Here is a 14,939-nt window from a genome sequence, read left to right as displayed (position 1 = left end):
AATTTTTCGTTCGCAGAAAAGGCCGGTTAGCGATTGCTAATCTTCGACCGATGTTTCTGGTTCGCTCGCTTCCCGTCCTGCTGTGATAAACGACTCGGGGACCGGGCCAGCCGGGCCCATCGATTTCAGATATTCCAGTATCTGCATGCGTTCTTCGTGCGATAATCGCGGTCCGATCACGCCATTGCCCAGCGGTAAGGCGTCAAAGGCGTGGCCGGTGTTCAAGTTACCCTCGACTCGCGTGTCGAACAGGAACGCTCCGGGAACCTGTTCGTTTTTGTACCCCAAATGAACCGCATCGTATTGCCGCGTTCCTACGTAAAAGGTTTGATCACGCTCCTCCGGCGGGCAAAGCAACTGATAAATCGTGCGCACCGAACCGTTATGTAAATAGGGAGGCGACGCCCAAATGCCGTTTAACGGGCGGGGTCGATACTCGAGGGGGTTCCTGGCCCCCGGGTTTCGGTACCCATCATAACGCTCGCGGGTCTCTGTCGACCACCCCTTTCGGTCATAGTGTCGCTGGGCAATCGCAACGGTCACCCGCTGAAGCGCTTCGCCCACCGACAGCACGGTAGCGGGATATTCGGTCGTGTCGGCCCCTTTGACCGGCGAGTACCAATCCTTGTTTTCCCATTGCTGGTTCTTGTAAAGGCCTTTGGTGACCGACGGCAGTACCGATTTTCCGGTGTTAACGTAGCGAGAAAAGAAATTCGTTGCCTGTCCTGGGTCGGTGCCCACTTTGCCAATATTGACCCCCTGCAGGTTCAGGAAACGCGCCCGTTTGCTTGGTGGCTTCCATTGCCACGACATCGAATACGCAGCATTGGACACCCAATTTGCGTCCTCCCAAATCTCGTCGGTGTCTAGCGCCGGTAAATGACATGATTGGCAGAGGTCGCGATACAGTGCAGCCCCGGCGGCCGCTTTGGTATGGTTGATCGCGCCCATCACCCCCTCGGGCCAACGAGGTGATTGCAAACCTTGTAGCGGCGCGTCGCCAGCCAACAGCGTTTCGATTTTGTGCAGCCCATCGATATCGACCGTCGAATCGAGAAAGCGTTCCGATCGTGGATCCAAATTCACTCGCGCCCGCACGCCGATCGCTTCACCAATGTTGCGGACCATCGGTTGTTCGACCGAACCATTGTATTGGGCCCAATCGAACCAAGGCGAATCCCAGAGCGGAGGGAAGCGGACCGGCGCACTGCCGATCTGCAAATTGTCATTGTCCAATTGAGTGCCGAACACGAAATTTGCAATCTTCGCCAACGCATCGGTACGGCCGTAGCCACCGTCGTAGCCATCATAGATCTCGCGTGATGCATTGGCTTCCTTTTCAGCGAGTCCTTGCTGTAAAACTCGATTGACGCTTTCTTTAAGCTCAGCGCGCTCGTCCGGCGTATGGTCCTCGCCCAACACGCGATCGGCAAACCGATTGAAGCGAAGCGGATTTTTGATCGTCAACAAAAACGCAGCCCCCACCGCGTTTTGAAACTGTTCAAGATCGATCAGCCCCGCGGCCCCGTCGATTCGCAAATGATGATCCGCATAATGAAGTTCGCCGGTGTGGCACGCCGCACACGTCAGCCCAACTACATTTTGTTTGGATCCATCATCAGGCATCGTGACTTCGCCGACCGCGAACCCGACGGGCAAATCATTCGAGTTATGTTCATCGTTTTGGACGTCTTTTAAGAAGCCGAATCGCGCCAAATAGTCCTGATCGGACATCAGCCCGACTCGCCCCACAAACTTGATCGTGGGCTGTTCTAACGCCATGAACCAATCTGACTTCATCAGCACGGTGCCCTGCGGCGCATGATAAAACTCGTCGCGTTTTTCCGCGGACCAATTTTGTTTCAAGTAGGTTACTGGCGCGTCGATGGTTGGTGGCGGCGACAGGATCCGGAAACAGAAGGGATTCAGCACGGTGAATAGCACGGCGGCGATCGCCACCGTGATGATGCCGCCGACGACCGGAGCGGTCCCAATTAACCTAGGTTGCTTGGCTGCATCGGCGGACGTGTCGGAAGGATCGTCGCCCTGATTTTGCTTGGCCTTCAGCCTGCGTTTGATCGCGTCGCCTTGGATCACATGCTCGATCGTCAATCCGATCAACAGCATCATGCCGCCCAACTGAGCCTGGTCGTGACGCACCAAATACAGCCACGCAATTCCTCCGAGCGTTTCCAGCACGGTGATCACCGTCGCTTGCCGAGACGCAACAAAATTCAGCCAACTGGTTTGCGATAACAACCCGAGTTCAATGCTGTGTTCGATTTGCTCGCCGACAAACAGCACCAAGAAGGCGGCGGTCCAACCAAAATAGTGCTGGGCAAAAACGAACGCGACCCAAACAGTAATTTCGCTCAGGCAGATCAATAGCAACCCAATCAGCTTCTGCCACCACGTTTTGTGATCCGCTGCGATACCAACGCCGCCGCCAAAGTTTTCTTTGACCCAATACAGAACCGCTACTCGCTCGACTAAAAATCCCGCCCACAAGACGAGCGTCGCCATCACGTAAGAGGACTGATCAAACAGCAGAAGCCAATAGTACAACGCGAAAAATTCGCCAGCCGTCGCAATGACAAAGGGAAGGCGAGCATTCAAGGTCTGCCGAATACTATCGAACATGTTGTCACTCTCTGGTTTTATCTGTTGCTATGCGGTGCCCCCCATTTAATAAACCCGAGTGTAGTTGCCCGCGGGTCGTCCATGATTTGCGACGGCGGCGATCCGCGGAAAATATGTCGAAACCGATGCTGAAAATTCAGTCGATCCGGCAACCGTCGCTGCATATCTGTACATGGCGGGCGCGTTCGATGGGTGGCATCCCAGCGGCCAGGCGATCGAGATCGGCCCCTTAGTCAGCCCGCTTAGATTGTGCCCGCGGCACGACGCCCAATGCGATTAGAGCGAGATCGCGGCGCGGGGACCGCGTGGCGCGTCGGGTGAAACGTTGGACATTTACCGTGCAAGGCCCAACGCCGCTGCGAAAGCTACCCCGGCTAGTGCCTAAAGTCGCTGGCATTGCGATATCACACGGCGATGGTGAAGTCGACTTATTTTTGTGACCGATCCTGCCCATAAAAGCGGCTCTGTGTGGGATTGCCGAACAAAACCAGTTATTATGGGTGCTCGACGTACCGATACGTCTTGAAGTCGTCGCAGGCACCGTGGTTCCCAACCCTACGGTCCTCTGCTTGTTCCTTCCCATCCGTCCATCCACGCTATCTCACCCATAGGAATTCACTTAATGACCACCCCTCGCACCGCCAATCGCCGTCGTTTTCTGCAAGGTGTCGCCGCGGCAGGGACCGCTACAGCGCTGTTTCCATCGCCCCGCAACGTGTTTGCCAACGAGTCGCCTAACAGCCGTCCGGTTTTTGCCACCATCGGGTTACGCAACCAAGGCTGGGCGATCACCAGCAAGTCGTTCAAGTTTGCGGATTTCGCCGCTCTGGCGGATGTCGATTCCAATGTATTGGGAGCGAATGTCGAGAAGGTTCAGAAGAATCAAGGCAAGAAGCCCGATTCGTACAAGGACTATCGCAAGATCTTGGATCGGAAGGACATCGATGCGGTGATGATCGCCACTCCGGATCATTGGCACACCAAGATCTCGGTCGAAGCGATGTACGCGGGCAAGGACGTCTACTGTGAAAAACCGTTGACGCTGACGATCGCCGAAGGCAAGTTGATCGAAAAGGTCGTCAAAGAAACCGGCCGCGTTTTCCAAGTCGGCACGATGCAGCGATCCGAGTCGAGCCAGCGTTTCTTGCAAGCGGTCGCATTGATCAAACATGGCCGTATCGGAACCGTGAAAAAGGTGACGTGTGGAATTAACGGAATGGAAGCATCTCCGGTGATTCCGGTCGCTCCGGTTCCGAGCGAACTGGATTGGGATTTCTGGCTCGGCCCTGCACCAAAGGTCGAGTACCGAGCGCTTCCGGAAATGCGTAAAGGCTATGGCGGCGGCGTACCGCTGTACAGCAATTGTCACTACGCGTTCCGAAATTGGCACGAATACGCTGGCGGTAAATTGACCGATTGGGGTGCCCACCACGTCGATATCGCATGCTGGGCACTCGGAGCGAGTGATACTGGGCCGAGCAAGATTTCGCCGCTTGAGTACACGTTGCCGGTCGAGCACAAGGACGGCTATCCCGTCGTCAACGACCAATACAACGCGGCCACGAAGTTCAAGCTCCGCGTCGACATGCCTAACGATGTCGAGATGATTATCACCAGCGAAGGTGACAACGGCATCCTATTCGAAGGCACCGAAGGACGCTTCTTTGTCAACCGCGGCAAGATTGTCGGCAAGCCCGTTGAGGATTTGAAAGACAATCCACTTCCCGACGGAGCGATCGAAGAGGTTTACGGCGGAAAGGTCAGCGCGAACCACACCGCCAACTTTATCGAAGCGATGGAATCACGAAAACAGCCGATTTCGGATGTCTGGTCGCACAACCGGATGCTGGAGATCTGCCATCTGTCGAACATCGCGATGCGGCTTGGGCGAGATTTGAACTGGGATCCGAACAAGCGAGAGATCGTCGGCGACCCCCAAGCCAATTCGTTCCTGGCCCGCGAAAACCGCAAGGGCTACGAAATCAACATGTAGTCCGTACAAACAGTTATATTGACGTTCCCGAAACGCGAGCCATCCGCGGCAGCAGCGCAAACCGCTGTCCAGGACGGCTCGCGTTTTTTCTGCTTCACACGCTGTGCTTGGGTACCCGAACCACGGGTGCCAAACGCAGTGCCCCGCCTATGGAAAGAATCGCTGACGATGTTGAAAACCTGCTGCCGATTGCGTCGTTCATTGTTTTTGCTTGTTACGTTGGGGCTGTTGCTCGCCAATCGTTCTGAGAATACCGGGACGGTCCTGTATGCCGAAGAACCGTCGACGATCGAGGTTCCCCACCGCATCGTCGACAGCTTTACTCATTTGGCCGATCAAATCACCCCTTCGATGCAGTGGGATGCTTCGACGGTTGCGGAGCATCAGCAGTGGCAGCGCGAATTGCAAAGCGTCGTCGTCGATTTGTTGGGGACGATGCCGCAGCGGGTGCCGCTGGAAGTCAAATGGGACGAAGAGAAACAGTTCGAAACCTTTACGCGGCACAAAATATATGTTCGCACCGAGCAATCCTATTGGGCCCCGGTCTACTACTTTGTGCCGCACGAGCGATCCGCTCCGCTGCCCGCGATCGTTTGCCTGCATGGACACAGCGGGATCCAGCCGTATATCGGCGAAGGAAAAAGCGAAGCGGATTTGAAGAAAATTCAAGACAGTCAACTTGATTATGCGGTCTTCCTAGCCAAACACGGCTATGTGACGGCGGCAATCAACGTCCGCGGGTGGAACGAAACGTCGGGAAATCAAGACGCGGGGATCAAGGGACTTCCGCGAAGTTGTACGCAGATGACCATGGATTCGCTGCTACTTGGAATGACACCACAAGGGTTGCGTTGTTGGGATGCGATGCGGGTGATCGATTTTCTGCAGAGTCGTGAAGACGAAGTGGATCCAGAAAAGATCGGCGTCGCGGGACTTTCCGGTGGCGGAACGTTGTCGATGTACTTACCGGTGCTGGACGAGCGAGTCAAAGTCGCGCTGATCGCAGGAGCGTTTTCGACGTATCGCTCGTCGATTTTTCCGATCCATCACTGCATCTGCAATTGCTTGCCTGGGATCATGCAGTATGCCGAGATGGCGGACGTGGTCGCCTTGTACGCTCCCCGTCCCGTGCTGCTGATCAACGGCGTGAGGGATCCGATCTTCCCAATCGCGGGGGCACGTGAGGGATTAGCGAAACTTCAGCAAGTCTATACGCTGCTGGGCAAACCCGAAAACATCGACGCAGACTTCTTTGACGGAGGTCATGCGTGGTCCAACCGCAAGACGCTCGAATTTCTACAGCAGCATTTTGGTGAGCCCACGACACCACAATAGCGGCGAAATATTTATACTCGTTTTATGTTTTAGTGGAAGATCGTCAACGGCTTGATGATTTAGTGAGCCGCGACGCGTCAGCGGCCGGGTCCCACGCACGCCCCGGTGCCTTACGGCCCACAGCTCACCCATTGCGAATTGCGTTTGGATTAAATCAAAAAGCTCTTGACGGCTTGTTGATTTAGTGAAGGTTCCTGCGGCTAGGGGTGTAGGATGGACTTCCTAGTCCGTCGATGGTGGATTCGACGGACTAGGAAGTCCATCGTACGACTAAATCAACAAGCCGTTGAACAGTTCCGCTACGCTAAAATTTAGCGGTGACCAAGCACTCACATGAAATCCGCCTGCCCTCTCGCCCCCTCACCCTTGCCGCAACATTCGGTCCCTCCGCAAAAATCCCATGTCTGAAAAAAAAGTTACCGTCGCACCGTCGACCTATTCTCGCAGTTTCGCTCGCCGCCGCTTTCTCGAATTCTGTGGCCTCGGTGCCGCGTCAGCGTTCTATCCGCAGATCGCCGCTGCAGCCGAATCCGCTCGTTCGGGAAGCGAAACGGAGGTGGATCTCGTCATCATCGGTGGCGGTCTCGGCGGTTGTGCCGCGGCGCTCGCAGCAACCCGCATGGGCAAACGAGTGTTGTTGACCGAACCGACCGATTGGATCGGTGGACAACTGAGCCAACAAGGAGTGCCACCGGACGAACATAGCCATATCGAGACGCATGGATGTACGGCGAGTTATCGTCAGTTCCGCCGAAATGTTCGCGATTATTACCGCAGAAACTATCCGCTGACCGAATCGGCCAAAAACAATCCGCGACTCAATCCAGGCAACGGCAACGTGTCGCGACTTTGTCATGAACCGCGAGTCGCCGTCGCGGTGCTGGATGCGATGTTAGCTCCAGCGATCAGTGCGGGACGATTGACGGTCATGCTCAACACCAAACCGGTCAAAGCCGAGGTGGATGGCGATCGTGTTCGATCTATAACGCTAAGCACCGATCAAGGAGCGGAATTTCAGGTGACGGCGCCGTACTTTATCGACGCCTCGGAACAAGGCGACCTGCTGCCGCTGACCAACACCGAGTATGTCACCGGAGCTGAGTCTCGGCACGATACCAAGGAATCACATGCTCCGGAAAAGGCCGATCCCGATAACATCCAAGCGTTCACGTGGTGCTTTGCGATCGACCACATCGATGGTGCGGATCACACGATCGATCGCCCCAAGCAATACGATTTTTGGAAGGATCATACTCCCGATTTGACCCCGCCGTGGCCGGGAAAACTTTTGTCGCTTCAGTATTCTAAACCCAACACGCTGAAACCCCACGACCTGGCGTTCGTGCCGCCTACCAAGAACGCACCGCCGCCGAAAACCAAAGCACTGAACCTGTGGCTGTATCGCCGTATCATTGATCCGGCTAACTTCCTGCCAGGCACTTACGACAGCGGGGTGACGATCGTCAATTGGCCGCAGAATGATTACATGCTCGGGAATTTAATCACAGGCGACGAGCAAGAAATCGCCAAACACCTCGAAGGTGCGCGGCAGTTAAGTCTATCGCTGTTGTATTGGTTGCAGACCGAAGCACCACGTCCAGATGGTGGCGCCGGTTGGAAAGGACTTCGTTTGCGCAAAGACATCATGGGCACCGCGGACGGGTTGGCAAAGTATCCATACATTCGCGAGTCACGCCGGATTCAAGCCGAATTTACGATCCTCGAACAACACATCTCCAGGGCCAACCGGCAGGCTGTGGCTAAAAACGCCGGCGGTAAAGTCACGGCGGCTCCGTTTCACGATTCCGCCGGAATTGGTTATTACCATTTGGATTTACACCCAAGTTCCGGCGGCGATAACTATATCGACTTTGCCAGCGTTCCGTTTCAAATTCCGCTGGGAGCTTTGATCCCACGACGAACCGAGAATCTGATCGCAGCCTGCAAAAACATTGGCACCACCCACCTTAGTAACGGGTGTTACCGCTTGCATCCTGTGGAGTGGAGTATCGGTGAGGCGGCCGGCGCGTTGGCCGCTCATTGTTTGGATCAGCGCGACAGTCCACGCGGCGTTCGAAATCAATCCAAATCGCTGACCGCATTTCAGAGCGTGCTAAAGGGTCAAGGTTTTGAACTCGTTTGGCCAACGTGATCGCGACGTTAGCCCTTATGTAGCGGAACTCGTCAAGAGTTTCGAAGATGCTTGCGCTGGGCCGCTAAAACTCTGGTGTGGACGTCGGAAATTGCACGCAGCTTTTCTTCCGGCCTATAACGTAGTCACCTCTCCCTAGCCTACAAAGACTGCTGTTATAGTAGCAATCGCATAGGCCGGAGGCCGAAACATGACCTGCCGTTGGCGTGAGCCAACGGTTTCGGGGCGACCTGGCGCCGTAAGGCCGGAGGCCGAAACACTGGCCGAGATTGTGTCGCCCGCTGGGCTATATTTCCCCACCTCCACTAGCCGGTGGCTCACGCCACCGGCAGAGGGTGTGCCGGCCTCCGGCCTGTAATCAACGCTACTAAATCAGCAGTCTCCGAAGTTGGTGCAGAGGTGGCAGGAGTCTTTCAATAGATTGCCCGTTCTACCAAACGCTGTGAACCATTTGGAGGTTGCAAATTACGGCATTTGCGTTCCGTAGCTACGCTCGCCAGAGCGTGGATGATTGCCAGCCAATACGATTCACCACCTTCTGGCGAAGGTAGCTACGAGAAAATGCTTCACAGCGTTGCGTAGATACGCTCGCCAGAGCGTGGATGATTGCCGGCCAGTACGAATCACCACCTTCTGGCGAAGGTAGCTACGAGAGAATGCTTCACAGCGTTGCGTAGCTACGCTCGCCAGAGCGTGGATGATTGCCGGCCAATACGATTCACCACCTTCTGGCGAAGGTAGCCACGAGAAAATGCTTCACAGCGTTGCGTAGCTACGCTCGCCAGAGCGTGGATGATTGCCGGCCAATACGAATCACCACCTTCTGGCGAAGGTAGCTACGAGAAAATGCTTCACAGCGCTCCGTTTTTGCGCTAGCCACGGTTCCGGCGCTGAACCGAGGCCAGCTCACTAACAGCTAACGGGGTTTCACCCAATGATTCCTGGCTAAATGCCTAGCAGTTCGAGCTTGCGTCTAATGCCATCTAATTTGTTTTCACGCTCGCGGCGATAAAATCGTGCCACTGGAATCCGTCGGGAAGATGACGATCCGCCACGAATTCGAGGTGCAAGATCCGTCGGTGTCGCGTCGTGCCTGGTTTCGATGAACCGCTGCTGTGCGTGATTAGCGGCCGCATCGCCAACATGTCACCCGCGGCGGCGTGTATGGTCACTGCCGCCTCGGCGCCCGCCCCTTCGCTGGTACTCGAAACGTGAGAACCGGGGATCACGCGTAATGGACCGTTCTGGTCGGTGACGTCGTCCAAATGCAATCGCAGCGTCAGCATCTGTCGCAAAACATCGTCACTGGCAACGACATGTGGAACACCTGATTTGACAGTGGGACGTGAAAATTTTGCCGAGCGATGCGAGTTGTCCTTTACCGCGATCGCGGTGTCTTTATGCCAGGGAAGCGTCCAAGTTCGGTCGGGCGGTTTGTCAAAAAACAAAACACGCACCAATCCAAATTGATCGCCCAAGATGCAGTTCAGGATTTCAAACGGTTTGCCTTCACGCCAAAATGTTTGGATCTCCGGAACGACGTCCAACAGGTTACGTGCCGCATAGACGTGTCCGCGACTCGATCGTGCTCGTTGCACATCCGATTCCACGATAAATGCCTGCTCGCATGCGGTACTCAATCGCCCGACGGTTTCCAGATCCACTGCGGCATTAATCTGAGTGAATCCATTGTCGTGCATCTCCATCGCGGCTTGTTCGTTCATCAATCGTCCGTGTTTTCAGCTTGTGAATTGCTGGAAAAGGTCTTCATCACGCTGGTTGCCAGGGCAATCATTTTGCCATCACGCGACCATTCGCCGCCAGCGACCGCAGCCATGCGGCGGTTCTCGAGCAACGGATATTCACGCGGGGACCCATCGCGATGAATCATGAACATCGACATGCTGCCGTAGGCTGGATCGCTGTCACTGTACATAATCCCGTCTCCGTCGGGGTGGCAGGCGATGTTCGCATAATTGCCGCCCGTCAACAGGGTCTCAAACCGTTGCTGCGATCCATTGACGCTGACGACCGCCAATTCACGTTGGCGGGTTTGCCGATGGCTTCCTACAAAATAAAGCTCTTGGCCATCGGTGGACCAATCGAAATTCCAATAGATTTGTGAGTAGCGTTCTGCGAGAGGACCTGTCAACAACGCGCGTTTCTGATTGGTTTTTAAATCTAGAACGAACAAATTGTGTCCTTTCACATCATTGTCGGTAAAGGCAACTTGGTCACCGAGCGGCGAGATTTGAATGCCCCATCCCGATTGGCTGATGACTCGACGGTTGCTGCCGTCAAGGTTCATCATCATCATCCCCTCGAGCGACGAAAACGCGATTTGTTTGCCATCGGGCGTAAAGGTCGGCATCAACCCTAGCCCTAGGTCACGTAAATCAGTACCGTCAATGTTCACCATGAAAATCCGTGCGGATCGCGAGGATCCCGTCCACGTGTCAAAGGCGACCTTGGTCCCATCGGGTGAAAACTCTGGCGATCCATGGTTGCCCAAATCGTCAATGCCTTTGGTGATCTGCCGGATCTGGCTTCCGTCGGCGCTGGCGACAAAGATTCGATTTTCACCGTTGGATGCTCCGACCTGCGCAAGCTGATCGGCACGAATGTCAATCTTTCGCCAATTCGCCGTGGCAAGTTCGGCACGCTGTGCAATCGTCACCAAACGCATCTTCTGAGTCGGTTCGTCTGGTACTTCGAACGATTCAAGGTGGCGGAATTGCGAACTCGTATCATCCTTGATCAATAGGTGCAATTGTTTCCCTCGCCTCGCAATCCGCATCGTTCCCGATGTCGATTCCCATCCCAACGGTTTGTTGACGACGGTCGGTCCGCCGTTGGGATTTTCGGTTTGCAGCACCGAATTGATGACTCGCTTGCCACGCCCGTGTTCATCGCGCGAGAGACGGGCACTTACCGCGTTCGCAGAGACAAAAGGAACAATCAGTCTCGCCATCGCCACTTCGCCCGATTCCAACTTTAGATCGCTGTAGTCCAACGAGACATCGAAATCCCCTTGCATTTGCATATTACAGACGATCGACGATTGAGTCCACTTGTCAGGACTACGGATTGCAAATGTCACCCCTTTGTTTGAACGCGTGATGGTCGCATACTGTTGCCCCTCGATCGCGAAAAATTCACTTGGCAACCCGTCACGTGTGAAATCGTGAGCAAACTTCGACTCTAACTGATCACGTGTCGCATCGAGTTGCACCACGGTCTGATTGGCAAGCGGTTGGCGATCCAGCGTAGGCAGCACCGTCGGCCATTCGCCTCGCAGCATCACTTCCTTGACTCGCGCGGATGACTGATCGGCGAAATAGAACAACCCAAACGTGCGTGCTGCGTCGGCATCTAGCGGCCCCACATAGATGGGTTCGTCATTTAGCTTCAATTCAATCGTGCCGCCACGTACGATCATCTCCATCGCGTTCCATTCGTCATTTCGCAGCAGATCGCCCGGAGCTGCTCGCTGATTCTCAGCAATCACATGACGATTGACTTTGTTGGCAAACGTTTCGTCATATCTGCCATCGGTAATCGAGTGAACTGCAACGCCGTTCTGTTCCAAGAGAAAGGCGGTTCGATCGATTGCCGGATGGACTGTGGTTTCCCCCTCGGAATGAAAAAACAGGTAACGGATCGAAGCATCTTCGCACACGGGACGCTGATAATACAGCAATTGCTCATCCCCGGTTCCCGCAAACTTCGTACTTCGTTCACCAACAATCTCACCATCCTGCCAGCGCCAGGGCAGATGTTCGCCGTTCACATCGTGATGGTAATAAGACCGCCAACCGGAAATCCCCTCGGTATCAAGCCGCACCGCGTCTGGAATCGTGGCATCACCGCTGACTCGCAAGTCGAGCAAGCGTGTCGACTGTTTGTACGCCTGACGAATCGCGATCCAAGGGAATCCCGGCTGAACGGGAAGCTGCAAGACTTCGCGTCCATCGGCAAACACCGTGCACACCCCGTTTTTCACCGAGAAACGTTGATGCAGTAAAAGGCCTTCGGCTGACAGATCTGGATCGATTTTCGTCGAGGTGAGGGGGCCATCGATCGGACCGTTTCGGATGTTCCATCTGGAAACCTGAATACACTGTCCGCCAATCAAGACCTGACATCCCGTGCTATTTCGCAGTGAATGCTGAAATTCGAACTCAAAGTCGCCTTCGAGCGGATAGCGATAAAAGATTTGTTCGATCCCGTGACCCCCAATCGCTTGCATTCGCCCTGGCTTGGCAACCCAAGTCGCCTTGCCGCCCCCGGCTAAACGCTTCATCGCATCGACTGGCGACGACACAACCCAAAACTTGGGTTCGATTTGTGGTAGGTCCACATCCTCGGCTTGAATTGCAACGTCAAGGAATTGCAAGACATTGAGCAATTCGATTCCAACTGTATTCGCATCGTTGAATGTGGCAGGTTTAAGCATCGTCAACAGATCCGCCAGGACGCTGGCGGCATCGGGATCATCCGCAAACGCGTGAGCCACCAAGACCTCGGGCCAAAGTTGATCCGGCGTCAGATCCGGTGCTTCACTCACCCATTTGTAAAGCGTTTCAAGGCTTTCGTGAGCGTGATCAACGTCTCCTTGGGCTGCTTGAACCAATGCCAACATCGCCGCCCGAGCACGCTTTTGCTCGAGCGTGTCGTCGGGACCTTGCTTGATCTTTAACATCAGTTCCAACAGCCGCCCCAACGCCTTTGCGGTTGCAATGAGTTCGGTCGCAGGAGCAATCAAATGCCCATGCGAATGATGGCCGGCGTTGTGTTGATGTTCGCCAGAGGTTTCGTTGGCGTCCTGAGGAACGAAATGGCCATCAAGGCGAAACGTCCGATGCGAGGATCCCGGCAGTACCCAGTCGGATAAAAATGCGTAGCGTTGTTCAGGCTCCATTTCACTAGCCAAACGAATGATTTCTCGCGTGTTCGAGCAAAGAATCGCCTCCGGGAAAAGATCCGGTGCCGAATTGAGGGCAACTTGATCGGGAGTGACATCGGCCTGCAAGAATCTCTCGACGTCGATTGTTTGTGGCCAATCGCCTCGCAACTTTGCCGCACGCACTCGAACCGACTCTTTTGACGGGTCATGATAGAAACCGAGACGCGTGTCATCGAGCTCGTCAATCGTCCGTTCATAGATCAACGTATCGTTAAGTGTGACACTGACGTTGTCATCAGTGCGTTTCAACAGAACATGGTTCCATTGGTTGTCCCGTAGAGGTAACGACCGGGGCCCTCGCCGTGCGAGTGGTTCCAGCAAGGCGTTGTCCTCTGGTAACCCGGTCCATTCGAGTTCTCCGTCGGTGACCCAGTGCACCTTCACCCCGGTTGGCTCGATCAGAAAAACGAGTTTCCCAAGTGCAGGATGGACCACTTGATCGCTGGACGATAAGAACTCGTATTCGAATGTTTCCTCAGTGAGTAACGGACGCACGTAGCGGAGCAGCCGTTGACGTCGCGGCGAATCGGTTTGCACGCTTTGCAGCACTCCCTCGTTGACTGTCCATAGCGCGTCGTCTGTTTGCTCTGCATACGTCGACCATCCATGTCGCGAGTCTTCGCCGATCATCGAAACTTCATTTAGCACAAGCGGGGATCCCGACAGTTTGGGATTGCGATAGCGATGGTTTGGCAGGCCCTCGCCGTGCAACAACAACCAAGGCGACGTCTCGGTCGCCGCCGCAGTCCGTACTGGGTGACCATTGACCCAAAACCGTAGCGTCCCCGCTTGCCTCTCAATCGCACGACGATTGAGCTCGAACCGACGATATCCCTCCCATCTGACGTCGAGTCCTCCATACCCCGCGTAATTGTCATCGCGACTGCCGGTCGCAAGCTGCTCGATTTGAAAGCGAAAATCTCCGCTAATGGGATAGCGATACAGAATCGACGATGGTCCCGCGGTTGCCTGCATCAGATGCCCTTCATAAAGGTACCAACGCGAATTTCCCGGTATGCGAATCCAATCCTGATTTAGCTGAAGGGATTTCGTTTCTGGCACCGCACGAGATCGCAGCTGAATCTCTCGCAACCACTGTTTTAGCGACATCGGAACCGAATCGGATTTGTCCAGCAGTGTCGCAATCGTATCAACAAGGCTGGCGTGCGAATCCGACTCTACCGCGACGGCGGCAACCACGACGGCTTGTATTGCATTGGGATTGGCTTCCGTTTTCAATTTTTCGAGCCAAGCGTCCTTCCGATCTTCGATGGTCGTTGCATCCACCCCACGTGCCCCAGCAATCGAAAGCAGCAGTGTGAGATAGTCAGCGTTGCTGCCTGACCTCGCGTTCACCTGCTGAGTCAACTCGTGCAGACGTCCGATTTCTTTGGCCGTGCTAACGAGTGACCACGCCGAGCTGAAAAGCCCTTCAACGTGTGCGACGCTAGGAACTGCAAACACGTCGGTCTGTGGGCGTTTGCCGATCAAACGAGCGAATTCACGCGGTGGAGCTTCGACATTACAGAGGCACGCAAAACAAGCAAGATCCTCTTTCACTGAGTCCGGCAGCGTGAAATCGTTGAGTATTTCGTAACGCTCGTCGGCGGACAATTGCAGCAAATGCCGGTTGATCGTTGCTGCCCGCGCACCGAGCATATCCGACGACGCTGATTCGGACATCGCAACCGATTCGCGGAGCGATTGCACGAGGTTCGCATCATTGATTGCATCGAGCCTTAGATTCTGAGCATGGACGAAAGTCGCAGACAGGGTGATTAGGATGACGAGAAGAATTCGGGTCAAGGGATCATTCCATCTAAGAAGATTCAATTTTTCGATTGCGTTTTGAA

The 14,939-nt window shown here is 54.8% G+C and carries 6 protein-coding genes; 3 read left to right on the top strand and 3 right to left on the bottom strand.

The window, feature by feature from the left end:
* Positions 1-36: 36 nt before the first annotated feature.
* Positions 37-2,640 (bottom strand): di-heme-cytochrome C peroxidase, encoded by a 2,604-nt coding sequence (locus ABEA92_RS23290; RefSeq protein ID WP_345686725.1) that lies wholly within the window; start codon positions 2,638-2,640, stop codon positions 37-39.
* A gap of 622 nt (positions 2,641-3,262) precedes the next feature.
* Between ABEA92_RS23290 and ABEA92_RS23285 the strand changes: the two genes are divergently transcribed.
* The 3 genes from ABEA92_RS23285 (at position 3,263) to ABEA92_RS23275 (ending at position 8,120) form a co-directional block, all read left to right on the top strand.
* On the top strand, positions 3,263-4,633 hold the full coding sequence (locus ABEA92_RS23285; RefSeq protein ID WP_345686723.1) for a Gfo/Idh/MocA family protein: 1,371 nt from the start codon (positions 3,263-3,265) through the stop codon (positions 4,631-4,633).
* A 168-nt stretch (positions 4,634-4,801) separates the two neighbouring features.
* Positions 4,802-5,968, top strand: a complete 1,167-nt coding sequence (locus tag ABEA92_RS23280; RefSeq protein ID WP_345686721.1) for an alpha/beta hydrolase family protein — start codon at positions 4,802-4,804, stop codon at positions 5,966-5,968.
* Between the two features lie 400 nt (positions 5,969-6,368).
* The gene (locus tag ABEA92_RS23275; RefSeq protein ID WP_345686719.1) at positions 6,369-8,120 is read left to right on the top strand and encodes an FAD-dependent oxidoreductase; all 1,752 of its coding nucleotides are present in this window, start codon (positions 6,369-6,371) and stop codon (positions 8,118-8,120) included.
* Positions 8,121-9,103: 983 nt separating this feature from the next.
* Here the strand turns inward: ABEA92_RS23275 and ABEA92_RS23270 are convergent.
* Both ABEA92_RS23270 and ABEA92_RS23265 read right to left on the bottom strand, forming a co-directional pair.
* Positions 9,104-9,844 carry a phytanoyl-CoA dioxygenase family protein gene (locus tag ABEA92_RS23270; protein WP_345686717.1) on the bottom strand — a complete coding sequence of 247 codons (741 nt, stop codon included), beginning with the start codon at positions 9,842-9,844 and terminating at the stop codon, positions 9,104-9,106.
* Complete coding sequence (locus ABEA92_RS23265) at positions 9,844-14,892, bottom strand: DUF1583 domain-containing protein (protein WP_345686715.1); 5,049 nt, start codon at positions 14,890-14,892, stop codon at positions 9,844-9,846. Before ABEA92_RS23265 ends, ABEA92_RS23270 begins: the two co-directional genes overlap by 1 nt.
* Positions 14,893-14,939: the final 47 nt, after the last annotated feature.

This window comes from Novipirellula caenicola (genome assembly GCF_039545035.1).
GTDB classification, from domain to species: Bacteria; Planctomycetota; Planctomycetia; order Pirellulales; family Pirellulaceae; genus Novipirellula; species Novipirellula caenicola.
Note: the sequence above shows the minus strand (reverse complement) of the source record. Positions and strands in the feature narration are given on the sequence as shown.